Below are 23,855 nucleotides of genomic sequence, written 5' to 3'. Positions count from 1 at the left end.
GAAAATTATTCTTCCATAAAAATCCGCTCTATTCTTTTATCGGGCGCGAGCCAAATAAGCGTTACCAAAATGTAGATACTTCCCGAGACAATAGGGTAGTAGTTTGCAAATCCAATACCTAAAGCATACAAAACCAAAGATCCTTTTCCTTTTATGTCGCTACCCAAAGCTAGCGCCAAATCAGATTTTTTTCCGAGGTGCTTAATAATTATAGTTTGAAGTGTATAGTAGGCAATAGCATTGCAAAATAGAATTAAACCATACATAATCATCGGAAAAGAGGCAAAATTATTTTCCCCTGCCCAAGCCGTTACAAAAGGAATTAGGGATAGCCAAAACAGAACATGCAGGTTAGCCCACATAATTTTACCATTAATCCGTTTAACAGCATGAAACAAATGGTGGTGGTTGTTCCAATAGATGCCGAGGTAAATAAAACTTAAAACATAAGCTAGTAATTTAGGTAACAACGGTTGTATTGTTTCAAAATTATTACCATCTGGTACTTTGAATTCCAATACCATAATGGTGATTAAAATAGCAATCACCCCATCGCTAAACGCTTCAAGCCGGTTTTTATTCATAATTAATTGTTTGAGTTGCCTACTAATTTATGAATTTTTCTTTTGCAATGGGTTTGTTTCAGATTTTTATCTCCCGAAATAATGCTAATGTTTCCATCAATTTCCATCATAGCAAGTCTCACCGCTTTATAGTTTTCCTCGCCATGCTCCCGAATTACTTCATCTAATTCATTGGACGATATTTCTAATTTGGTTAAAGCTTTGAAATCAATTTTGCCATCGTGAATCAGTATCAAAGGTTTGTCTTGAACCAAATCGTTAAAAGTTTTTGATTTGTACATTACTTTTTTCAAAATATGATTAAAAGTAAACAAGACCAAAGCCGCTACCAATCCACCTTCAAGAGATGAATTATTGCCAACCATCGCATTCTGACCGGAGTTGCTAATCAGTAAAATCAATATAACATCAGCCGTATTTAGTTGGGATAATTCCTTTTTACCAAAAACTCGTAATACGATTACCATAAAAAAGTAAACGACAACGCTTCTAAGTACTATGTCAAGATATGGATTCATCCATTTTTAATTTAAAGTTTTTTTCAATGGCTTTAATCATCTCACCAGCAATATCTTTGTTGGTAGCTCCTTCAATTCCTTCTAGTCCAGGAGATGAATTTACTTCTAGTAATAATGGTCCTTTGGATGAACGGATAATATCGACACCTGCTACTTTTAAATCCATTGCTTTCGCCGCTTTTATAGCAATCTTTTTTTCGTCTTGTGTTGGTTTAATAACAGAGGCAGTTCCTCCCATATGAATGTTGGCTCTAAATTCACCAGGAGCAGCTTCACGCTGAATAGTAGCAACCACTTTACCATCAACTACAAATAATCTTAAGTCTTTACCATCAGCTTCTTTAATAAATTCTTGAACTAAGATATTAGCATTCAAACTTTTGAAAGCATTAATAACCGATTCAGCAGCTTTTTTAGTTTCGGCTAATACGACTCCTTTACCTTGAGTGCCTTCCAATAATTTTACAATCAAAGGTGGACCGCCTACCATTTTTATTAGATTATCGGTATCTAAAGGAGAATTAGCAAAGCCAGTTGTGGGAATATCTACTCCATTTCTTAATAAAAGCTGTAACGAGAAGAGTTTATCTCTGGATTGTGTGATGGCTGCAGCCGAATTTAGACAAAATACTTTCATAGCTTGAAATTGTCTTGTTAGCGCGCATCCATAAAAAGTTATACTAGGTCGAATTCTTGGAATGATGGCATCAAAATTATCTAAAATTTTACCGCCTCTATAATGAATTTCTGGCTTTTCGGCATCCAATTTCATATAACATTCCTTTATGTTTAGAAAATGCATTTCATGTCCACGCATTTCACCTGCTTCCATAATTCGTCTGTTACTATATAACTCAGGATTACTTGCTAAAACACCAATTCTCAAACCAATAGTATTCACAACGGAATTGGCATATAATTCTTTTAAATTTTCAGATGAAGTTTGTCCCAAAAGATATTTTTGTTCAGGGTCAACCAAAATTCTACCACTCATGGCTTCTCGACCTAAGAGCATTCTAAAACCCATTGAGTCTCGATTTGTTAATGTCATCTCGATCAACCAACTGTCATTACCAATTTTTATATTGGTTTGAATTACATATCGTTGTTCTCTAAAGCCACTTGAACTTTTTACAATTCTTTTGTCGATGAGTTTGGCTTCACAATGGATAACGGTTTTAAGATTATTTTGAATAGGATTAATATCAAATTTCACCCAATTTTCCTCTTCTTTTTTGAATGGCGCGATATTGATAGCATGTAAAGCTGAAGTTTTAGCGCCCGAATCTACACGTGCTTTAATAGCTGGCAAACCGATTTCAGGAAAGGCACACCATTCTTCTGAACCTAATATTATTTTATTTGATGGCATATATAAAAAATAAAAAAACTACAAAATCTCGAATTTAATACTGTTATTTATTCGTGAATTTGTAGTTAAAAATTAATTATTAATTTACTTAACTCGTTGGTTTTTTTGCTTTTTTTATGGTAACAATCAACTCTTGAGCTGTTTCGTCTAAATCCATAAAAATGGCATCGCCCGAAGCTATTTTAGAAGTGATAATTTCTTCTGCTAAAGCATCTTCAACGTATTTTTGAATGGCTCTTTTTAACGGACGTGCACCAAATTGTTTGTCAAAGCCTTTATCTGCAATAAATGCTTTAGCTTTGTCTGATAAATTTAATGTATATCCTAATTCTGAAACTCTACCAAACAATTTTTTTAATTCTATTTCAATAATCAAATCAATATCGTGTTTCTCTAGTGGATTGAAAACGATTACGTCATCAATTCTGTTTAAGAATTCAGGCGCAAATGTTTTCTTTAGAGCATTTTCAATCACGCTTTTCGAATTGTCATCGGCTTGCGCAATTTTTGCAGCAGTTCCAAATCCAACACCTTGTCCGAAATCTTTTAATTGACGTGCTCCAACATTGGATGTCATGATGATAATAGTGTTTTTAAAGTCAATTTTTCGTCCTAAGCTATCGGTTAAATACCCATCATCTAATACCTGCAACATCATATTGAAAACATCGGGATGTGCTTTTTCAATTTCATCTAAAAGCACTACACAGTATGGTTTTCTTCTGACTTTTTCAGTTAATTGACCGCCTTCTTCGTAGCCAACATATCCAGGAGGTGCACCAATCAATCGAGAAATAGCGAATTTTTCCATATATTCACTCATATCAATTCGAATTAATGCATCTTCAGAATCGAATAATTCTTTAGCTAATACTTTGGCTAATTGTGTTTTACCAACACCAGTTTGACCTAAAAAAATAAACGAACCAATTGGTTTATTCGGGTCTTTTAGTCCAGCACGATTTCTTTGTATAGAACGAGAAATTTTTAATACGGCTTCATTTTGACCAATTACTTTTCCTTGAATTAATTCGGGCAAATGGGCTAGCTTATTACTCTCTGTTTGTGCAATACGATTTACTGGAATTCCAGTCATCATTGAAACAACATCGGCAACATTGTCTTCGGTTACTCGAATACGATTCGTTTTAGAATCTTCTTCCCATTGTTCTTGAGCAATAGCGAGGTCTTTTTCTAAACGTTTTTCATCATCACGAAGTTTAGCAGCTTCTTCATATTTCTGTTTCTTAACAACCGAATTTTTCAAATCACGCACTTCTTCTAATTGACGCTCTAAATCTAAGATTTGTTTTGGCACATCAATATTGGTAATATGAACTCTGGAACCCGCTTCATCTAAAGCATCAATAGCTTTGTCGGGAAGAAAACGCTCCGACATGTATCTATTTGTTAATTTAACACATGCTTCGATAGCTTCGTCAGTGTAAATCACATTGTGATGGTCTTCGTATTTGTTTTTGATATTGTTTAATATTGTTATTGTTTCTTCTACAGATGTAGGCTCAACAATCACTTTTTGGAAACGTCTTTCTAGAGCACCATCTTTTTCGATATATTGTCTGTACTCATCTAAAGTTGTCGCACCAATACATTGAATTTCGCCACGTGCTAAAGCGGGTTTGAACATATTAGAAGCATCAAGTGAACCTGTAGCGCCTCCAGCTCCAACAATGGTATGAATTTCATCAATAAAAAGAATGATATCATCATTTTTCTCCAATTCATTCATTACTGCTTTCATTCTTTCTTCGAATTGTCCTCGGTATTTTGTTCCGGCAACTAAAGAAGCTAAATCTAATGTCACGACTCTTTTTCCGAAAAGTATGCGCGACACTTTCTTCTGAATGATGCGCAACGCTAAACCTTCGGCAATAGCAGATTTACCTACACCAGGTTCTCCAATTAACAAAGGATTATTCTTTTTTCTTCTGCTCAGAATTTGAGAAACTCTTTCGATTTCTTTTTCACGACCTACAACTGGATCGAGTTTTCCTTCTTCGGCCATTTCAGTCAAATCTCGCCCAAAATTATCTAAAACGGGAGTTTTTGATTTTTTATTAGTCTTATTTGCTGGATTATTAAAACTACCTTCTTTCAAACTGTCATCTTGTCCTGAATCATCATTATAAGACTCGTTTGTTGGCAAATTATCGTTAAAATCTTCGTCGCTTGGTGTCATATTTAAATATTGTTCTTTAACTACGTTATAATCGATTTTTAGACGATGCAGTAGTTTGGTTGTTGGATCATTCTCATTTCTTAAAATACACAATAATAAATGTGCTGTACTTATAGACGTGCTTTGAAAAACTTTAGCTTCTAAAAAAGTAGTTTTTAAAGCACGTTCTGCTTGACGAGTCAAGTGCAGGTTCTTTTTTTCATTACTGATTTCAACATTTGGGTTGGCAGGACTTAATATTTCTACCTTTTTACGTAAATGTTCTAAATCAATTGAAAGATTATTAAGAATAGTAATTGCTTTACCATTTCCGTCTCTTAATATACCAAGCATTAAATGCTCAGTTCCAATAAAATCGTGCCCCAATCGCAAAGCTTCTTCTTTGCTGTAGGTGATCACGTCTTTTACTCTTGGGGAAAAATTATCATCCATAAATATATAATTGATCTAGTAAATTTAGTCATTTAGAATTATTTCAACAAAAATCATTCGGACTAAAAGTACTGTCAGCTAATTGACAAAAAAAATGCCAATAATAAAAGTAGTAATGCAACTAACTTATTAACCAAAAACTATCCCTATTTTGTTAATAAATCATTAAAATTTGTGACTCAAAAACAGCGCTATTTTTTTTTAATTACCCTATATTAGCACGTTTCGAATTAAAAGTAATTTTTATTAAATAATTTATAGAATATGTCAGACGGAGAAAGGTTAATTCCAATTAACATAGAAGATGAAATGAAATCAGCTTACATCGATTATTCGATGTCAGTAATTGTTTCAAGAGCATTGCCAGATGTGCGTGACGGTTTAAAGCCTGTGCATAGAAGAGTACTTTATGGGATGTATGATCTTGGAGTAACTTCAAAATCTGCTCACAAAAAATCCGCAAGAATTGTTGGAGAAGTTTTAGGAAAGTATCATCCACATGGAGATACATCTGTTTATGATGCCATGGTTCGTATGGCTCAAGAATGGAGTTTACGTTATTTATTAGTTGACGGTCAAGGTAACTTTGGTTCTGTTGATGGCGATAGCCCAGCAGCTATGCGTTATACTGAAGCGAGAATGAAAAAAATTTCGGAAGAAATTATGTCCGATATCGAAAAAGAGACGGTTGATTTTCAGTTAAACTTTGATGACACTTTGTATGAACCAACTGTTATGCCAACGCGTGTTCCTACTTTATTGATTAATGGTGCAACCGGAATTGCTGTAGGTATGGCAACCAATATGCCGCCACATAATTTAACCGAAGTGATCAACGGAACGCTGGCCTATTTGGATAATAATGATATTGAAATTGATGAATTAATCACGCATATCAAAGCCCCCGATTTTCCTACGGGAGGAACTATTTACGGCATGGAAGGTGTACGTGAAGCATTTAAAACAGGTCGAGGTCGAATTGTAATGCGTGCTAAAGTGAATTTTGAAGAAGTTGATGGTCGTGAATCGATTATCGTTACTGAAATTCCGTATCAAGTCAACAAAGCTGACATGATTAAAAGAACGGCTGACTTAGTAAATGAAAAGAAAATAGAGGGCATTGCTAATATTCGTGATGAGTCGGACAGAAACGGAATGCGTATCGTATATATTTTAAAGCGTGATGCCACTCCAAATGTTGTGTTAAACACCCTTTACAAGTTTACACAATTACAATCTTCTTTTAGTGTCAACAATATTGCCTTAGTAAAAGGCCGTCCACAAATGTTGAATCTTAAAGACATGATTCATTATTTTATTGAACATCGTCATGATGTGGTGGTTAGAAGAACGCAATTTGAATTACGTAAAGCAGAAGAAAGAGCTCACATCTTAGAAGGTTTAATCATTGCATCTGATAATATTGATGAAGTGATTGCATTAATTCGTAGTTCTAAAAACACCGAAGAAGCAAGAGAAAAGTTAATAGAAAGATTTAATTTATCTGACATCCAGTCTCGCGCTATTGTTGAAATGCGTCTGCGTCAATTAACAGGTCTTGAACAAGACAAGTTAAGAGCTGAATACGAAGATTTAATGAAATTAATTGAGCATTTAAAAGCGTTATTAGCTGATGTAAACCTAAGAACAGCATTAATTAAAGAAGAACTTATAGAAATCAGAGATAAATATGGTGATGAACGTCGTTCACTAATTGAATATTCTGGTGGAGATGTAAGTATTGAAGATTTGATTGCCGATGAGAATGTGGTTATTACTATTTCTCATGCTGGTTATATCAAACGGACAAACTTGACCGAATACAAAACACAGCATAGAGGTGGAGTTGGACAAAAAAGTGCTGGAACAAGAGATCAGGATTTCTTAGAACATATGTATGTTGCCACCAACCATCAATACATGATGTTCTTTACTCAAAAAGGTAAATGTTTCTGGATGCGTGTTTATGAAATCCCAGAAGGAAGTAAAACCGCTAAAGGAAGAGCATTACAGAACCTTATCAATATCGAATCGGACGATAAAGTTAAAGCGTTCATTTGTACACAAGATTTAAAAGATAAAGAATATACTTTGAGTCATAATTTAATTATGGTTACAAAGAAAGGTCAGGTCAAGAAAACGTCTTTAGACAAGTATTCTAAACCAAGAGTCAATGGAGTAGCTGCAATTACAATCAGAGAAGATGATGAGTTAATAGGAGCGCAATTAACCAATGGTGAAAGCCAAATCATATTGGCTGTTAAATCGGGCAAATTGGTTCGTTTCGAAGAAACAAAGACGCGTCCGATGGGAAGAACTGCTTCTGGAGTTCGTGGAATTACTTTAAAAGATGAAACGGATGAAGTAATTGGAATGGTTACTGTCAATGATATGGAAAGTGAAATCTTGGTTGTAGCCGAAAATGGTTATGGAAAACGTTCATCACTTGAAGAGTATAGAATTACCAATCGTGGAGGAAAAGGTGTTAAAACTTTGAACATTACAGAGAAAACAGGAAAACTGATTTCTATTAATTCGGTTACAGATGCTGATGATTTGATGATTATTAACAAATCGGGATTAACAATTAGAATGGCAGTGGAAGATTTGAGGGTAATGGGAAGAGCAACGCAAGGTGTGAAACTTATTAACATCAAAGGAAACGATTCTATTGCTGCCGTAACTAAGGTTATGAAAGATGAAATCTCTGAGCCAGAACTTGATGAAGATGGAAATGTTATTGAAGTCGAAGCAATTGAAAGAGTTAAACCAGTTTTGGAAATTCTTGAAGATGATGGTTCTGCTATAGAAGAAGATGACGAAGATGATATTGTTGATGACGATGATGCTGAAGATGATTCAGAAGATGATGAATAAAATAAAAAAATCACCAATTAATTTTCTTACTTGGTGATTTTAATTATAAATTAAAAATTTAAAAAAAATGAGAATAAAACACATTTTACTTGCTTCGGCAGTTTTAGTTTCTGTATCATCTTTTGCTCAAAAAGAGGAGTTGAAAAAGTTAAAAAAAATTTATGATAAAGAAACTCCTTCGGCCAATGATCTTGTTGAATATAAAGCCAACCTAGATAAATTAGCTCCAATCGCAACAGAAGAAGGGGATAAAATTTATTATAATTTTTATAAAGTAAGTACTCCAGGAATTGAAATGGCAATTTTAGGGCCTACTGCCAATCCGTCACAATTAATTAAACTTTTTAATCCAAAATCAATAGAAGAATTAGCTATTGCTTATAACGCTACATTGGAATATGAAAAGAAAGTAGGGAAAAAAGTTTATACAGATGAAATTGTAAAAGACATCAATAGTTTGAAACCTATTCTTGTTAATGTTGCTGTAAATTTAGGAGAAGCAAAAAAGTTTAAAGAAGCTGGGGATGTTTTGTACTCTGTTTATCAATTAGACAAAAAGGATCAAGACAAATTATATTATGCTGCTAGTTATGCCGTAAATGGTTTAGATTATGACAAAGCTTTAAGTTATTATTATGAATTGAAGCAAATAAACTACAGTGGTGAAGGAACAATTTATTGGGCAACTAATAAAGCATCTGGTAAAGAAGAAACTTTCAACACTAAAAATGAAAGAGATATTTTTGTAAAAACAGGTACCCACGAAAAACCAAGAGATGAAAAAGCAGAATCAAAAAAAGGTGAAATCTATAAAAATATTGCATTAATATTAGTTGATAAAGGAAAAATAGATGAGGCAAAAGCTGCAGTTTCTGAGGCTCGAAAAGAAAATCCTAATGATAACTCATTAATTTTGACTGAAGCAGATTTGTATCTAAAATTAAATGATATGGCTACTTTTACAAAATTAGTTAATGAAGCTTTAGCAAATGATCCAAATAATAAAGTGTTATATTTTAACTTAGGAGTCACTAGTGCCGATGCTAATAAGTTAGAGGAAGCTGAAAAGCATTATAAAAAAGCTATTGAAATTGATCCAAATTATTTTGATGCACTTTTAAACCTTTCTGAATTAAAATTAAGAAATGATGTACCCCTAGTTGATGCAATGAATAAATTAGGAACTTCAGAAAAAGACAATAAGCGTTACGAAATTTTAAAAGCTGAAAGAGAAAAGAACTTTAAATCCGTACTCCCATATCTTGAAAAAGCAGTGGAATTACAAAGTGATAATGAATCAGCAAAGAAAACTTTATTAAGTGTTTACAACGCTCTTGAAATGACCGATAAGTATAAAGCATTGAAATCTAAAATATAATTAAACTAAAAATAAAAGTAAAAAGTCCCGGTATGAACCGGGACTTTTTGTTTCCTAAACTAACCAAATTTATATAGAAACATAATTATGCAACACCATTTTCTTGAGAACTCATTTTTTTCAAGAAAGATCTAATTAGAACACTGTTTGTATTGATACCAGAGTTAATTAATTGTTTTTTGCTGAATGTACCGTTTGATGTATTGTTTGTAGTTTTTTTAGAACCCATAAACCAAACTGCGAAATCCATTGAAGATGCTACAGTGTTCTCAGTTGATATAACAATTGTAGCGTCTTTAGAAATAGAAACCTCAGTTGAAGTAGTTGCAACAACACTAGCAGTGTTTGTTTGAGCAGATGCTCCAGTATATGATAAAACTAACAATACAAATAAAACAAATAATCTAAAGTTTGTTTGAGAAGTTGTGTTATTAGTTGTTGTCATAATTTGGTTTCTTTATTATTTCTTCATCAAAACTACTGCAACACTATGTTCAAAGAAAATATTTTCGATAACTAACCTTAAAAGTCGTTTAATCGACAAAATCAATGAATTCAAGGGTTTTCAGCGTTTTTTTATGCAGTTCGTCTATAGAATGTTTACAAAAGAGGTGTTTCATCGATGAAGAACCATAATTTTCTATGAACTACATCATCTAAATAATTATCGAAATAACAAATCAATGATTAGTGACAAAATCTTAGTAAATTAGCATCATAATTAAAAATATAGATTCTAATGAAAGTTGATAAAAAAGGTCATACCACCACAATAAAAAACACGCAATACAATACAGCAGAATTTCACCAGAAATTAATGAACGAGTATAATAGTTATAAAGGTCAAAATTTAATTATTGATTTAACTCATGATGAATCAGTATCAATGAATGATGTTAAACTATTTCTCGATTTGGCAAAAAAACATGTGAAAGAAAAGAAGTCATTAGTATTAGTAACAGATAGTATTAATTGTAATGATGTACCAACTCAACTTACTGTCGTTCCAACCCTATTAGAAGCAAATGATATTATAGAAATGGAAGAGATTGAACGTGATTTAGGATTTTAATAAATTTTCCTTATACCTAATGAAATTAACTATTCTTGGCTGTTATGCAGCAACTCCACGCACAATAACTAATCCTACTTCCCAAGTATTGGAAATCAGAAATCATATGTTTCTAATTGATTGTGGCGAAGGAACACAAGTGCAATTGCGAAAAAATAAACTTAAATTTTCCAAAATCAATCATATTTTTATTTCTCACTTGCATGGAGATCACTTTTATGGGTTAGTAGGTTTGATATCTACCTTTATGCTTCTCAATCGCAAAACCGATTTGCATGTATACGCTCCAAAAGGAATCAAAGAAATTGTCTTACTTCAATTGCGCTATTCTAATTCTTTTACGGGATATAATCTTTATTTTCATGAACTAACCTCTAAAGAAAGCGAAGTTGTATATGAAGACGAAAAAGTTTTGGTTAAAACAATTCCATTGAAACATCGAATTTATACTAATGGGTTTTTGTTCGAAGAAAAAATAGGTGACCGTAAACTTAATATTGATGAAGTCCATAAGTACAATATTGAAACTTGTTATTTTCAAAAAATAAAAAACGGGAAGGACATCACTCTTGATGATGGGACTGTAGTACCCAACTCAGAAATTACATTTGATCCTATCCAACCCAAAAGTTATGCCTTTTGTAGTGATACGATGTATGATGAAACTATTATCCCAATAATTGCGAATTGTGATGTATTGTATCATGAAACTACTTTTTTAGAATCTGAGGCAGAAAAAGCAAAATCAACCATGCATTGCACCGCGAAAGAAGCAGCAACGATAGCTCAAAAAGCTACTGTTAAGCAATTACTTTTGGGACATTATAGTACGCGATATGCCACTATTAATTTGTTTCAACAAGAAGCGGAAACTATTTTTCCTAACGTGCTTTTGGCAGATGATGGCCGTGTTTTTGAGTTTTAAAAAGAATATAATAGTAATTTTGTAACCATATAATTCATTTACAATGGAAGACTTAAGTAATTATAGAAAGTCCTACGAGAAAAGCCAACTTCTTGAAAATTCAATTCCTGATGATCCTATTAATTTATTCCATAAATGGTTTCATGAAATCAAAGAGCTTGGTAGTCCGGAAACTTCGGGAGATGAGGTAAATGCCATGACGGTTGCTACTATTGGATTAGACGGTTTTCCAAAGGCACGAGTTGTTTTGCTCAAAAAATATAATGAAGAAGGGTTTATTTTTTATACTAATTATAATTCTGAAAAAGGAAGAGCAATTCTCAATAATCCTAACGTTTGTCTTTCATTTTTTTGGCACAGTATGGAAAGGCAAGTTATTATAAAAGGAATAGCAGAGAAAACTACCGAAGCTGTTTCAGACAATTATTTCGATTCAAGACCTGATGGAAGTAAACTTGGAGCCCTTGTTTCGGCTCAAAGTGAGGTGATTCCATCTAGAGAATATTTGGATGATAAATTAAAAAAACTTGAAACTAACTATAGTAACAAACCAATTTTAAGACCTGAGTTTTGGGGTGGATTTTTAGTTCGTCCAATCGAAGTTGAATTTTGGCAAGGAAGACCTAACCGATTACATGATAGAATTAGGTATCAATTACAGGATGATTTCAATTGGAAAGTTGATCGACTTTCACCGTAAAGAATTAATTTAGATTAATGCCAATAAAGCAAAAAACCCATAACATTTTCTTGTTATGGGTTTTTTGCTTCAGTTTAACTTTGAAACAATAAGCGCTTCAAAGATTACTAATTTTTAATAAATTTAAAACTGCTTTTTTCTGAACCGTTCTCTATTTGAATGAAATACATTCCTTGTGAATAGGAAGAAACATCTATTCCTTTTTGGTTAGTTAAAATTGCATTTTGCAATACTTTACCTGTAATATCCATAAGCGCAACTTTAAACTCATCATAAGCCGTATGAGAAACGTACAACATACCGTTTGTAGGATTTGGATAAATAATATACTCTTTAGTAATGCTGTTTTCATCTAGACCCAGTAGTGGAGTATTAGAGTCATATTTAGTATAAAAGCGGTCTTGATTATTTGGTGAAGCAGATGTTAAATTCTGAACACCAGCTAAAAAATCGAAATCAGCACTTCCTTGAAAACCCCCAGATAAAAGTAAGTTTGCATTACTATCAAAATTTGTACTATTTAATACACTAGTATAATCTCCATCAATTTTATTACCCCAAATTAAATCACCAGTATTGGTACTGTATTTTGAAACAATAATATTTGTCTTTAATGGATTTGAATTAACGATAAAATCATTTCCTGATGGATCTAAATCTAATCCAAAGATACTATTTGCAGAGTTCGAAAGTGGGTAAGCAAATAGTAATGAATTATTATTGACATATCCGTGAACAGTAGTTTGACCGATGGCAATGGTTGCTGAATTAGAATTTAAGGTTTTAGCCCACAATAGACTTGCCGTTGGTGAATATTTAGATATTACAAAAGAATTGCCAGAGGTTCCTGATGTGATTAATGAAGTAGAAGTTGGTAATAAATCAAAATCGGCAGTTCCTATAAGAATTGTAAATAAATAAAAATTACCAACGTCATCTGCAATAACATTAAGTGCTGCAGTGGAGTCATTTGATGTATTTCCCAATAAAGCATAAGCAAATTGGTAATTACCATTTAAATCATATTTTGCTATAAAACCGTTTACACTACCAATGGAGGTTGTTAAATCACTTGTTGTAGGATTAAATTTGACGGAACCAAAGAATAAACCTGATAAAAATAAGCTGTTTCCTTTTAATTCAATATGTGTTTGATTTATTGCACCACCAGTTCCACCAATCCCTTTCACCCAAATATAATTCCCCTCAGGGCTATATTTTGCAAAATATATATCTATAGTGCCTTGCGGTGTGTAATTTGCAGCTGCTGCGGAAGGGTCAAAATCAATTGGAGTTGTCCCGCCTATTATGCCTGTAATATAAAAATTACCAGAAGCATCAAATAGCATTCTTTTTACTCCTGCACTATTAGTCGCTCCTAATTGTTCTAATTGTTTTACCCACAAATAATTACCGTTACTATCGTATTTCGCCATGTAAAAGGCAAAATTTGTTCCGTTGTTTGAGGTTAGATTGGCAGAATTTGCTGAAGGATCAAAATCTACAGTGCCTAAAAATCTACCTGTAATATAAGTATTGCCATTAGTGTCTGTATTCATTATGTTAAATGTTACTGATGAGCCATCTGCTGCAGAAAAAGATTTACCCCAAAGCAATGAATTACCATTTGAGGAATATTTAGCAATAAAAATTCCGGGAGCAGTTGTACTTGATACATTAAAAGTTGCAGCTGTTGGATCGAGATCTGTAGTTGCTGATAATGTACCGACTCTATAGATATTACCAGTTCCATCTGTGGCAATAAAATTAGTTACTTGATTGCTGGGTTTATTGCCACCAATTAATTTGGCAAAAATGTAAGCACCGCTGCTAGTGTATGTAGCAAGATAAGCACTTGAACTTATAGTATTAAGATTTGCGGTGGTTGCTGCTGGATCGAAATCGCGCAATCCAGCGAAAGTACCAGATAATACTGTTTCATTATTATTATCAACAAGTAAAGCATTGATTGTTACATTTAAATTGTTGGCATGGATGTAAGCGCCATTATTGTCATATTTTGCAAAAAAATTAGTTCCAATCAAACTATCTAAATTTGAAATGCCTGCGTTAGGATCAAAATCTACTATTCCTGCAAAGTTTCCAATGATATAAATATTGTTTGTAGTATCAATTGCAATATTACGTGCTATGTCACTACCAGTATTTCCTATAGTTTTAACCCATACATAATTTCCATTCACATCATATTTTGCTAAGAAAATTTGTGCAGCAGTGCTGGACGGTGACACTTGAACAACTCCTGCGCCAGGATCAAAATCTGAGGTAGACGCAAAAGTTCCAGTTATAATAATGTTTGAACTTGAGTCTAAAACCAACTTTGGATTGTTGTTTAGGGGTTGTCGTGCATCAATATCTTTTACCCATTGAAAAGCAAGATTGTTGCTGTATTTCGCAATGTAGATGTCCTGAAGATTAGAAGTAGAACTTGACAAACTTGTTGTGTTGGCAGAAGGATCAAAATCAACGGTTACAATAAAAGGTCCAGATAGAATAATATTTCCATTGCTTTCTACTGAGACTGTAGAAGACAAATCGTTTCCTGTGCCACCAAAACTAATTGCTCCGAGAAGTAATAAATTAGGGTCATATTTTGCTAAAAAAGCATCTGTTAAGCCGTTAGAAGTTAATGATAAAGTACTTGCAGAAGGATCAAAATCCATAGATAAACTTAAACTTCCCGTAATAATAACTTCATTGTTGAATACTTTCATATCCAAAATATTTACTGCACCTGTTCCGTCAAAACTTTTGCAAGCAACTAAATTACCGTTAAGGTCATATTTTGCCAAAAAGCCAGAGCCACTGGGATTTGTAGAAGTTAAGTTTGATACAGCAGCACTAGGATTAAAATCTATGGTATTGGTGTATGTTCCTGCAATGTGAATAAAACCACCAGCAATCGCTACTGCTGTTGGAGTAACGACTCCTGTACCGCCTATGTTTTGAGCTCCTATATTATTTCCGTTACTGTCATATACAGCAACAAATAAATCAGAGCTTCCGATAGCCGTTAAGTTTACTTCTGCAGCTGATGGATCAAAATCGGATACATTAGAAAAAGTTCCTACCAGATAGGTATTGCCAAAAATATCTTTAGCACTTAAGGTTGTGTTAATTGCGCCACCAAAATTCAAATTTTGTTCTTTGTTGGCAAATAGTAAGTTAGGTTCGTTTTGAGCAAATAGGCCCGAAGTAGTTAATAGTGCAAGTAATAGTTTTTTCATATTTTTTATTTTGTAATTTGTTACTTCATTTTTTTTTGTGGTAATTTATATGTTGTAAGGACGCAATTGTTTAGTTTCACGAATATACTGCATGGTGTGTTAACAATATGTAATATTCGATAAAAAGCAAGAATATTCGTTTATATGTTCTATTAAAAAACACAAACAGTTATTTAAATGCATAATTTGAAAAGCAAACCTCATTCCCTTGAACTATAACTCTTTTAAAATCACTTTTCGAAGTGATTTTTTGTTATAAGAAAATAGATTAATTTATTAAATATTTGTTAATAAGTAAGAATATATCTTATAATAAATAATAAAGTATGTATTTCATCGATTTTATTTGTTATTTAAACGATAAAAGTAGTAAAATTGTCTAACAAAATCAAACAATACGTTCTTATAAAATTATTTAAATAAAGTGTTTGCCCCACATCTACTAAGTTTAAAAAAAATATTCTGTCATTATTAACTAAATAAAGTGTTTGCCCCACATCTACTTTATTAAAACTTAACCTACTACTATGAAAGCAAAAATGTTTAGAGCATTGTTGCCGTTAGCAATCGTGTTCACTATGGTATCTTGTTCTTCTGACGCTTCAGAAGCGAATTCAACAGACAATAAAGTGGTCACTTCATACAACTACAATCAAGTAGAATTAAAATTAGTTACGCTTGTTAACAATCACCGTGCAAGCTTGGGATTGAATACACTAGAAGTAATCAATCACATTTCTTTCAAATCAGAAGAGCACAACATTTACATGATTGATAATAAAGTAGTAAATCACGATTATTTCCAACAAAGATCAAACAATCTGGTTCAGGTATTAGGTGCAGAACGAGTAGGCGAGAACATCGCTTACAACTATCAAACTGCAGAAAGCGCCATGGCAGCTTGGTTAAACAGTCCAGCGCACAAAGCAAACATCGAAGGTGATTATACTCATTTGGGTATTTCAGTATCGGTTGATGAAACAACTGGAAAAAAATATTACACCAATATGTTTATGAAGAAAAAGTCATAAGCATAGGTATCAAGAGAAAATAATAGTTTGATTATTGTTTTGTTTGATTTGACCAATCGAAAAATCCCGACTACGAGTCGGGATTTTTTATTTATTACTATGATAAATTCAGTTATTTTAAACTACCAACCATATCTTCTGGCTTTACCCAAGCATCAAAATCTTCTGCAGAAACATAACCTAGTCTAACCGCTTCATCTTTCAAAGTCGTTCCGTTTTTATGAGCTGTTTGCGCGATTTCAGCCGATTTGTAATAACCTATTTTAGTATTTAATGCCGTAACCAACATAAGTGAATTATTCACTAATTCATTTATACGACTATAATTTGGCTCAATTCCATTAGCACAATGTTCTTCAAAAGATACACAAGCGTCACCGAGTAATCGAGCAGATTGCAAGAAATTGGCAGCCATTACGGGTTTGAATACGTTTAATTCATAGTGACCTTGCATACCACCAACAGCAATAGCAACATCATTCCCCGTAACTTGTGCACAAACCATTGTCAATGCCTCACATTGTGTTGGGTTTACTTTCCCGGGCATAATTGATGAACCAGGCTCGTTTTCAGGAATGATAATTTCTCCAATTCCGGAACGTGGCCCAGAGGCTAACATTCTGATATCGTTTGCAATTTTATTTAAGGAAACAGCTACTTGTTTTAATGCGCCGTGGCTTTCAACGATGGCATCATGTGATGCTAATGCTTCAAATTTATTAGGAGCAGTTACAAATGGATGACCAGTAAATTGGGCAATATATTCGGCGACCTTTACATCATAACCTGCTGGTGTATTTAATCCGGTTCCAACAGCAGTTCCGCCAAGTGCCACTTCGGATAAATGGGATAATGTATTTTTTAGTGCTTTTAAACCATAATTTAATTGAGCAACATAACCCGAAAGCTCTTGACCTAATGTTATAGGTGTTGCGTCCATAAGATGCGTTCTACCAATTTTGACGACACTCATGAATTCTTTTGATTTTGCATCCAAAGTATCACGAAGTTTTTCAACTCCAGGAATGGTAGTTTCAACCACCGCTTTATAACATGCAATGTGCATTCCGGTCGGGAAGGTATCGTTAGACGATTGTGATTTGTTTACATCGTCATTGGCTTTTACCAGTTGTTCGCCTTCGCCAATTTTAAATCCAGCTAAAACTTGAGCGCGATTAGCAATCACTTCATTCACATTCATATTGCTTTGCGTTCCAGAACCGGTTTGCCAAATTACCAATGGAAATTCATCAGCTAATTTTCCGGCAAGGATTTCGTCACAAACCGCAGCAATGGCATCACGCTTTTCTGTTGAAAGCACGCCTAAATCACAATTGGCATAGGCGGCAGCTTTTTTTAGATAGGCAAAACCTTCGATGATTTCTTTGGGCATTGAGGCAGATGGGCCAATTTTAAAATTATTTCTGGAACGCTCTGTTTGCGCTCCCCAATAGTTGTTGGCAGGAACTTTAACTTCCCCCATGGTATCTTTCTCTATTCTATATTCCATTTTGTATTTATATATGTTATTAAGTAGCTTTACGTTTTTAGCCCCGATGGGAGCGAGCTACCGTGTAGCGCGGACAGCGGGAAATGGCTCCTAAAAAAGTTCGACAAAATTACGCATAAAAACTATTTAATAAAAATTGATTTTGTTTTTGGATAGGACTAATTTTCGACTTACCTTTGCGTATAATTCAAAAAATTCCGGAAAACATGTTTGAATTTCAACAGTATTTAGGTTTCTTAGCGTTCTTAACCATTCTAACGATTGGTTTTTGGTTGATGATGTTTTTAATCACTTTCATTGTTCCTTATTGGATTTTTGGTGGTGTTAGAGAATTGTTACAAGAGCGAAAAGCAAAACGAGACGCAGAACAAACAGCTTAAATTTAAACTTTTTGTTTACAAAAAAAAGCCCCAATCGGGGCTTTTTAGTTTTATTATCCTTGGAAATCACCACCATCATCTTGAGGTGTCTTTCGTGGTTTTTCTCTTTCATTCTTTTGAATGTTAAACCTATAAGTAAACGATAAATTTATTTGTCTTACGCGCCATTGCATTTCTCCGTATGACTCTACTAGTCCAGGAATATAAGTTTCCATAATTCTTTTTCTAGAGTTGAAGACGTCACTAACATTTAATGCTACTGTTCCTTTATCTTTTAGAACATCTTTACTGAAAGCTAAATTCATAGAGAAAATACCAAGACTACGTCCTTGAGCATTTTTTTGAGAACCATTATAGGTAGCATTGGTTTGCCAATCAATTTTGTAGGGCAACGTGATTTTTGATGTTAAACGGGTAAACCATGATGTAGCACTATTATCAAAATTTTGAGAAACGGGATTACCATTAAAATCAATATAATTATAGTCACCATTTGTTTCTACATAGAAAAAATTGAAGTTACTATTTAGTTTCCACCATTTGTAGGGTGAATAATTAAAGGTAAACTCAAAACCTGTTCTATATTCTGTTGCTAAGTTTATGGGTGTGCTCAAGATAATAGGCACTCCATTTTGAAAATCCCCACTTTCTTTTCTCACAAATTGTATGGCATCTGTAGTTCTATTTCCATATAATGAAGTGCTTAATGTTAATTTACTCCATTTTTTTAAATATCCTAAATCTATAGCATCAGTGAATGACGGATTTAAATCGGGATTCCCTACAAAGATGTTTACGTTACTTGATAAGTTGTTAAACGGATTTAACTGTCTACCTCTTGGTCGTTGTATTCTTTTACTGTAGCTTATGGAAGCACTAGTTTGATCTCCAAATTCATAGGTTAAAAAGGCACTTGGAAATAAATTGTTATATCGTTTATTATTAAAATCATTTGTAGCCAATTGATTGACATCTATGTTAGAATCTTCCCAACGTGTTCCAAATAAAAATGATAACTTTTTTACTTTAAATCCGTAATTTACATACAAAGCATTTACTTTTTCTTTGTATTCTAATATATTTGTAAATTCAGGAACCGGAATACCATTATTTATCACACTAAAGTCGGTTGTAATGGTTAAAAAATCACCTCGATATCCTGCTTCGAATTGACTTCCTTTTGCCAATGGTAAAACATAATCTGTTTGAATTAAGTTTCTACTTTGATCTTGATTGTTGGTTGTTTCGTCGAAAGTTTCAATTGGAGTATTGGTTGCTGTATCAGAAATTAAAGCAGTATTCTTATCAATATTTGCAGAAAACGAGCCGTCAACGGTTAATTTATGACCTTCTTTATTGAAGTTTTTTGTAAAATTGGTAGCGTATTCTATATTCTTACTTTTACTATCTTCTCTATTGATTCGATTTCGGGTATAATCAAAAACGAAATTTTGATCGTAGTAATTCTGAAAAACATTATCGGTATTATCGCCAATACTTCTTCTGAAATTCACAATGTTTGTCCACGTAAGGGTTTTATCTAGAAACCAATCCATTCCGAAATTCCCATTGTACGTTTTATTCAATCTTTCGTTTGTTCGATTTTCATTCATAAAGTCTTTGGTTGAATTATCATCGTTCAAGTATCTTGAATTAACAAGTGCATTCCCGGGATTATTTCTATCACTATATCCTTGCGTTGTAAAAAGATTAAATTCTTTTGTTTTATAGTTTAAAGTGCCGTTTAAGCTATTGTTTTTTGGGTCGCCAACATTTCCGATAAAAGTTCCGTTAATCCCTTGATTTTTACCTTTTTTAAGAATAATATTGATAATTCCACCACCACCTTCTGCTTCATAACGGGCCGACGGATTGGTGATCACTTCTACTTTATCGATAGCATCAGCTGGAATTAAACGTAAAGCTTCCGAAACACTAATTGCGTTTGATGGTCTACCATCAATCAATACTCTTACATTATCGTTACCACGCAAAGCAATATTCCCTTCAACATCTACAGTCACTGAGGGAATATTATCTAAAACATCACTCACTGTACCGCCTTTCACCATTAAATCTTTACCAACATTATATACTTTTTTGTCAAGTTTCATTTCAACGGTGGTTTTTTCAGCCCGAACAACTACTTCATTTAATTGAGTAAAATCTTCTTCTAGACTTATTTTCCCAAAATTAGTATTAGATGTTAATTGTTTCTGAGTAAGCTTGAATGGTTTAAATGATATAAATTCGAATAGGATATCATAAGTTCCAGCACTAGCTTCTATAGAAAAATTACCTTTATTGTCGGTAATTCCACCATATATAGATTTAGGATTTGTAGTGTTTATTAACGTTATCGTTGCATATTCCAAGGGTTTTTTACTAGTACTTTCAATAATTTTACCGGTTATTATTATTTTGGAAGAAACTGGCTGTTTTTGTCCAAAACATATTGCCGAAAATAATACTAAAAAAAACGTGTTGAAATAGTTGATATTTTTCATATTTGTATATACAAATTTTATTTTACAAAGGTAGATGGTTTCCCTGATAAGTTATTCCCAACTGTTTGTTAAATAAAGTCTCTAATTTTATCTTTTTCTCTACCAATGATTGCTCTATTTTCATCGATAATTATTGGTCTTTCTATCAAAATAGGATGTTTTGCTAACGCATTAATTATTTGATTATCTGTTACTGATTTATCCTTATAATTATCTTTCCAAATAACTTCTTTTTTACGTACTAAATCAATGGGTTTGATATTCAGTTTTTTAACTAATAGTTTTATTTCTTCTTCAGTTAGTGGATTCTCTAAGTAATTGACAACTTCAAACGAAACATCAGATTCAGTTAAATAAGCTATGCAATTTCTTGATTTTCCGCATCTAGGATTGTGGAGTATTTGTACCATATTTTTTTTGGTAAAGTACTATTTTTAGTTGAAAAAAAGTTAATTTAGGCGAAACAAAAAAAGGGCTTATGTTTTTAGAAAATGGTTTTTCACCATCAAATAAATTTTGGAAATACGTAGTTGGATCATTGATTGTTTTTACTGCATCAATCTTCGGGCAACTTCCTTGGGTTATTGCGATTGCCATTAAAGTAGTAAAATCGGGAAAATCATTTCCAACTACAGAAATGGAAATGATGAAATTTTTAGATTTAAATGCGACATTATTTTTATTATTACTATCTTTTGTTGTTGCTTTGGTTGCTTTCTTTATAGTTGTTAAACATTTACACAAACAAAGCATATTATCTGTAACAACCACAAGAGAAACGATTGATTGGAAACGGATTTTATTTTCATTTTCTTTATGGGCAATTATAACGTCTGGGAGCACACTTCTAATGTTTTATACAAACCCTCAAGATTTTGTTTTAAACTTTAAGCCCATCCCGTTTTTAATTTTAGCCATTATTGGTATTGTATTAATTCCGATTCAAACCAGCACCGAAGAATATGTATTTAGAGGCTATTTGATGCAGGGATTTGCATTACTTGCTAAAAACAGATGGTTTCCTTTAATGTTAACATCAGTTATTTTTGGAACCATGCATATTGCCAATCCAGAGGTTGAAAAAATGGGATACATCATATTAATTTATTACATTGGAACTGGTTTTTTTCTTGGAATTATTACATTAATGGATGAAGGAATGGAGTTGGCTCTTGGTTTTCATGCTGCTAATAATTTAGTTACAGCACTATTAGTATCCTCTGACTGGTCTGCTTTTCAAACTAATTCGGTTTTTAAAGATATCTCAGAACCATCGGCTGGATTTGAAATTTTGGTGCCAGTTCTTATTATTTTTCCGTTGCTACTGTTTATCTTTAGTAAAAAATATAATTGGTCTAACTGGAAAGAGAAACTTACAGGAACTATTGAAATAAAAGAAATAGAATCAACCCAAAAATTATAAAATTATGACTAGCCCTACTTATGAAAATGTTCATAACCAATTTAAGCTTAATGGATTTCATTTAACTCGAGAAGATTTGTGTCGAGTTGCTTATAGTTTTATCAAAGAAGGAGAAGAATTTGAAAAACCAGTGGGTGATTTTCTTTTAGATTGGTTTGATAGTAAAAGTTATATCGAAATGGAAACATCAGGAACAACGGGTGCTCCAAAAACAATTAGCGTTAGTAAGCAAGCCATGGTTGATTCAGCTCTAGCTACCGGTGATTTTTTCGAATTGCAACCAGGAAATAAAGCATTGCAATGCTTACCCGTTAAATATGTAGCAGGAAAAATGATGTTGGTACGCGCTATGATTTTAGGACTCGATATAGAGTTTGTTGCACCAAGTTCACATCCAATGCGCAATAATGAAATCGATTTTGATTTTGTGGCTATGGTACCTTTACAAGCGCAGAATTCTATAGCTGAATTAAAGAAAGTAAAGAAGCTTATTGTTGGTGGTGCAGCAGTTAATAAAACTTTGGAAAAGCAATTAATGAAATTATCAACCGAAGTTTATGAAACCTATGGCATGACCGAAACGATAACCCATATTGCCGCTAGAAAGTTAGGTGAAAAAGCGTTTACCGTTTTACCTCATATTACGATTTCTTATGATGATAGGAGTTGTTTGGTTATTCATGCTCCAAAAATTTCGGATGAAGTTATTATTACAAATGACATTGTAGAGTTGGTTAATGAAAATCAATTTATCTTCCTAGGAAGAATTGATAATGTGATTAATAGTGGCGGTATAAAACTAATTCCAGAACAAATTGAGAATAAATTGATGAGTAAAATTCAACAACGTTTTTTTATTGCTTCAAAACCAGACAATGAGTTAGGGGAAAAGTTGATACTTGTTATTGAAGGAGATAAAGTTGAATTTGACCATTCTATTTATGAGGATTTAGATAAATATGAAAAACCAAAGGAAATTCTTTTTATCCCTAAGTTTAAAGAAACCACAACTGGAAAAATAATGAGGAAAGAGACATTAGTTTAAATTTATAAGTTCACAAAATTAAACACAGATTTCACTAATTTTCACAAATCATGAAGTTCTCTGAGAGTAAATGGAGCAAATTATGCAAAATTAATTGTGTAATTTAAAGCTACTAAAATCTGTGCGAATTGGTGAAATTTGTGTTTTTTTAAATTGCATTTATAAGTTCACAAAATTAAACACAGATTTCACTAATTTTCACAAATCATGAAGTTCTCTGAGAGTAAATGGAGCAAATTATGCAAAATTAATTGTGTAATTTAAAGCTACTAAAATCTGTGCGAATTGGTGAAATTTGTGTTTTTTTAAATTGCATTTATAAGTTCAAAAATTAAACACAGATTTCACTAATTTTCACAAATCATGAAGTTCTCTGAGAGTAAATGGAGCAAATTATGCAAAATTAATTGTGTAATTTAAATCTACTAAAATCTGTGCGAATTGGTGAAATTTGTGTTTTTTTAAATTGCATTTATAAGTTCAAAAATTAAACACAGATTTCACTAATTTTCACAAATCATGAAGCTCTCTGAGAGTAAATGGAGCAAATTATGCAAAATTAATTGTGTAATTTAAAGCTACTAAAATCTGTGCGAATTGGTGAAATTTGTGTTTTTTTAAATTGCATTTATAAGTTCAAAAATTAAACACAG

18 protein-coding genes are annotated in these 23,855 nt (G+C 32.8%); 9 read left to right on the top strand and 9 right to left on the bottom strand.

The window, feature by feature from the left end:
• Positions 1–5: 5 nt before the first annotated feature.
• From ACIQ2L_RS07245 to ACIQ2L_RS07230, 4 genes are all read right to left on the bottom strand, one after another.
• Positions 6–584, bottom strand: coding sequence for a TMEM175 family protein (locus tag ACIQ2L_RS07245; RefSeq protein WP_396157499.1), 579 nt, complete (start codon positions 582–584; stop codon positions 6–8).
• 2 nt (positions 585–586) lie between these two features.
• Positions 587–1,102, bottom strand: a complete 516-nt coding sequence (locus ACIQ2L_RS07240) for a DUF421 domain-containing protein (protein ID WP_396157498.1) — start codon at positions 1,100–1,102, stop codon at positions 587–589.
• The gene (rimK, locus tag ACIQ2L_RS07235) at positions 1,086–2,474 is read right to left on the bottom strand and encodes a 30S ribosomal protein S6--L-glutamate ligase (protein ID WP_396157497.1); all 1,389 of its coding nucleotides are present in this window, start codon (positions 2,472–2,474) and stop codon (positions 1,086–1,088) included. The genes ACIQ2L_RS07240 and rimK overlap by 17 nt, the downstream gene beginning before the upstream one ends.
• Positions 2,475–2,562: 88 nt before the next feature.
• Positions 2,563–5,106, bottom strand: coding sequence for an ATP-dependent Clp protease ATP-binding subunit (locus ACIQ2L_RS07230; protein ID WP_396157496.1), 2,544 nt, complete (start codon positions 5,104–5,106; stop codon positions 2,563–2,565).
• Between the two features lie 264 nt (positions 5,107–5,370).
• Between ACIQ2L_RS07230 and gyrA the strand changes: the two genes are divergently transcribed.
• Together gyrA and ACIQ2L_RS07220 are read left to right on the top strand one after the other, a co-directional pair.
• Positions 5,371–7,983: a DNA gyrase subunit A gene (gene gyrA / locus ACIQ2L_RS07225; protein ID WP_396157495.1), complete on the top strand. Its 2,613-nt coding sequence runs from the start codon at positions 5,371–5,373 to the stop codon at positions 7,981–7,983.
• 139 nt (positions 7,984–8,122) lie between these two features.
• A complete protein-coding gene (locus ACIQ2L_RS07220; RefSeq protein ID WP_396157494.1) occupies positions 8,123–9,361 on the top strand; it encodes a tetratricopeptide repeat protein in 1,239 nt (412 codons plus the stop codon).
• An 85-nt stretch (positions 9,362–9,446) separates the two neighbouring features.
• Here ACIQ2L_RS07220 and ACIQ2L_RS07215 read toward each other — a convergent pair whose 3' ends face one another.
• Complete coding sequence (locus tag ACIQ2L_RS07215; RefSeq protein WP_396157493.1) at positions 9,447–9,806, bottom strand: hypothetical protein; 360 nt, start codon at positions 9,804–9,806, stop codon at positions 9,447–9,449.
• Positions 9,807–10,100: 294 nt separating this feature from the next.
• On the opposite strand from ACIQ2L_RS07215, the gene ACIQ2L_RS07210 reads away from it, so the two are divergent.
• The 3 genes from ACIQ2L_RS07210 to pdxH are packed head-to-tail and all read left to right on the top strand — an operon-like array spanning position 10,101 to position 12,058.
• Positions 10,101–10,433 (top strand): ribonuclease Z, encoded by a 333-nt coding sequence (locus ACIQ2L_RS07210; RefSeq protein ID WP_396157492.1) that lies wholly within the window; start codon positions 10,101–10,103, stop codon positions 10,431–10,433.
• 19 nt (positions 10,434–10,452) lie between these two features.
• Complete coding sequence (locus ACIQ2L_RS07205) at positions 10,453–11,358, top strand: ribonuclease Z (protein WP_396157491.1); 906 nt, start codon at positions 10,453–10,455, stop codon at positions 11,356–11,358.
• A gap of 43 nt (positions 11,359–11,401) precedes the next feature.
• Positions 11,402–12,058 (top strand): pyridoxamine 5'-phosphate oxidase, encoded by a 657-nt coding sequence (gene pdxH, locus ACIQ2L_RS07200; protein ID WP_396157489.1) that lies wholly within the window; start codon positions 11,402–11,404, stop codon positions 12,056–12,058.
• A gap of 107 nt (positions 12,059–12,165) precedes the next feature.
• Here the strand turns inward: pdxH and ACIQ2L_RS07195 are convergent, their stop codons facing one another.
• Positions 12,166–15,306, bottom strand: a complete 3,141-nt coding sequence (locus tag ACIQ2L_RS07195; RefSeq protein WP_396157487.1) for a T9SS type A sorting domain-containing protein — start codon at positions 15,304–15,306, stop codon at positions 12,166–12,168.
• A gap of 527 nt (positions 15,307–15,833) precedes the next feature.
• On the opposite strand from ACIQ2L_RS07195, the gene ACIQ2L_RS07190 reads away from it, so the two are divergent.
• Positions 15,834–16,337, top strand: coding sequence for a CAP domain-containing protein (locus ACIQ2L_RS07190; RefSeq protein WP_396157486.1), 504 nt, complete (start codon positions 15,834–15,836; stop codon positions 16,335–16,337).
• Positions 16,338–16,449: 112 nt separating this feature from the next.
• Here ACIQ2L_RS07190 and fumC read toward each other — a convergent pair whose 3' ends face one another.
• Positions 16,450–17,847: a class II fumarate hydratase gene (gene fumC, locus ACIQ2L_RS07185; protein ID WP_396157485.1), complete on the bottom strand. Its 1,398-nt coding sequence runs from the start codon at positions 17,845–17,847 to the stop codon at positions 16,450–16,452.
• A 206-nt stretch (positions 17,848–18,053) separates the two neighbouring features.
• On the opposite strand from fumC, the gene ACIQ2L_RS07180 reads away from it, so the two are divergent.
• Entirely contained in the window at positions 18,054–18,227 is a 174-nt protein-coding gene (locus ACIQ2L_RS07180) for a hypothetical protein (RefSeq protein WP_396157484.1), read from the top strand.
• A 53-nt stretch (positions 18,228–18,280) separates the two neighbouring features.
• Here ACIQ2L_RS07180 and ACIQ2L_RS07175 read toward each other — a convergent pair whose 3' ends face one another.
• Complete coding sequence (locus ACIQ2L_RS07175; protein ID WP_396157483.1) at positions 18,281–20,734, bottom strand: TonB-dependent receptor domain-containing protein; 2,454 nt, start codon at positions 20,732–20,734, stop codon at positions 18,281–18,283.
• Between the two features lie 68 nt (positions 20,735–20,802).
• Positions 20,803–21,144, bottom strand: a complete 342-nt coding sequence (gene arsC / locus ACIQ2L_RS07170) for an arsenate reductase (glutaredoxin) (protein ID WP_396157482.1) — start codon at positions 21,142–21,144, stop codon at positions 20,803–20,805.
• A gap of 68 nt (positions 21,145–21,212) precedes the next feature.
• On the opposite strand from arsC, the gene ACIQ2L_RS07165 reads away from it, so the two are divergent.
• Together ACIQ2L_RS07165 and ACIQ2L_RS07160 are read left to right on the top strand one after the other, a co-directional pair.
• Positions 21,213–22,157, top strand: coding sequence for a lysostaphin resistance A-like protein (locus ACIQ2L_RS07165; RefSeq protein WP_396157481.1), 945 nt, complete (start codon positions 21,213–21,215; stop codon positions 22,155–22,157).
• Between the two features lie 4 nt (positions 22,158–22,161).
• Entirely contained in the window at positions 22,162–23,202 is a 1,041-nt protein-coding gene (locus tag ACIQ2L_RS07160; protein ID WP_396157480.1) for an AMP-binding protein, read from the top strand.
• Positions 23,203–23,855 lie beyond the last annotated feature (653 nt).

Source organism: Flavobacterium sp. (assembly GCF_044369455.1).
In the GTDB taxonomy this organism is placed as follows: Bacteria; Bacteroidota; Bacteroidia; order Flavobacteriales; family Flavobacteriaceae; genus Flavobacterium.
Note: the sequence above shows the minus strand (reverse complement) of the source record. Positions and strands in the feature narration are given on the sequence as shown.

What these genes read in the sequence shown, in the direction of transcription:
- ACIQ2L_RS07190 (WP_396157486.1), top strand. Translation starts at nt 15,834, where the DNA reads ATGAAAGCAAAAATGTTTAGAGCATTGTTGCCGTTAGCAATCGTGTTC.
- ACIQ2L_RS07245 (WP_396157499.1), bottom strand. Translation starts at nt 584, where the DNA reads ATGAATAAAAACCGGCTTGAAGCGTTTAGCGATGGGGTGATTGCTATT.
- rimK (WP_396157497.1), bottom strand. Translation starts at nt 2,474, where the DNA reads ATGCCATCAAATAAAATAATATTAGGTTCAGAAGAATGGTGTGCCTTT.
- ACIQ2L_RS07165 (WP_396157481.1), top strand. Translation starts at nt 21,213, where the DNA reads ATGTTTTTAGAAAATGGTTTTTCACCATCAAATAAATTTTGGAAATAC.
- fumC (WP_396157485.1), bottom strand. Translation starts at nt 17,847, where the DNA reads ATGGAATATAGAATAGAGAAAGATACCATGGGGGAAGTTAAAGTTCCT.
- ACIQ2L_RS07240 (WP_396157498.1), bottom strand. Translation starts at nt 1,102, where the DNA reads ATGAATCCATATCTTGACATAGTACTTAGAAGCGTTGTCGTTTACTTT.
- ACIQ2L_RS07205 (WP_396157491.1), top strand. Translation starts at nt 10,453, where the DNA reads ATGAAATTAACTATTCTTGGCTGTTATGCAGCAACTCCACGCACAATA.
- ACIQ2L_RS07195 (WP_396157487.1), bottom strand. Translation starts at nt 15,306, where the DNA reads ATGAAAAAACTATTACTTGCACTATTAACTACTTCGGGCCTATTTGCT.
- ACIQ2L_RS07230 (WP_396157496.1), bottom strand. Translation starts at nt 5,106, where the DNA reads ATGGATGATAATTTTTCCCCAAGAGTAAAAGACGTGATCACCTACAGC.
- gyrA (WP_396157495.1), top strand. Translation starts at nt 5,371, where the DNA reads ATGTCAGACGGAGAAAGGTTAATTCCAATTAACATAGAAGATGAAATG.
- ACIQ2L_RS07215 (WP_396157493.1), bottom strand. Translation starts at nt 9,806, where the DNA reads ATGACAACAACTAATAACACAACTTCTCAAACAAACTTTAGATTATTT.
- pdxH (WP_396157489.1), top strand. Translation starts at nt 11,402, where the DNA reads ATGGAAGACTTAAGTAATTATAGAAAGTCCTACGAGAAAAGCCAACTT.
- ACIQ2L_RS07175 (WP_396157483.1), bottom strand. Translation starts at nt 20,734, where the DNA reads ATGAAAAATATCAACTATTTCAACACGTTTTTTTTAGTATTATTTTCG.
- arsC (WP_396157482.1), bottom strand. Translation starts at nt 21,144, where the DNA reads ATGGTACAAATACTCCACAATCCTAGATGCGGAAAATCAAGAAATTGC.
- ACIQ2L_RS07180 (WP_396157484.1), top strand. Translation starts at nt 18,054, where the DNA reads ATGTTTGAATTTCAACAGTATTTAGGTTTCTTAGCGTTCTTAACCATT.
- ACIQ2L_RS07210 (WP_396157492.1), top strand. Translation starts at nt 10,101, where the DNA reads ATGAAAGTTGATAAAAAAGGTCATACCACCACAATAAAAAACACGCAA.
- ACIQ2L_RS07160 (WP_396157480.1), top strand. Translation starts at nt 22,162, where the DNA reads ATGACTAGCCCTACTTATGAAAATGTTCATAACCAATTTAAGCTTAAT.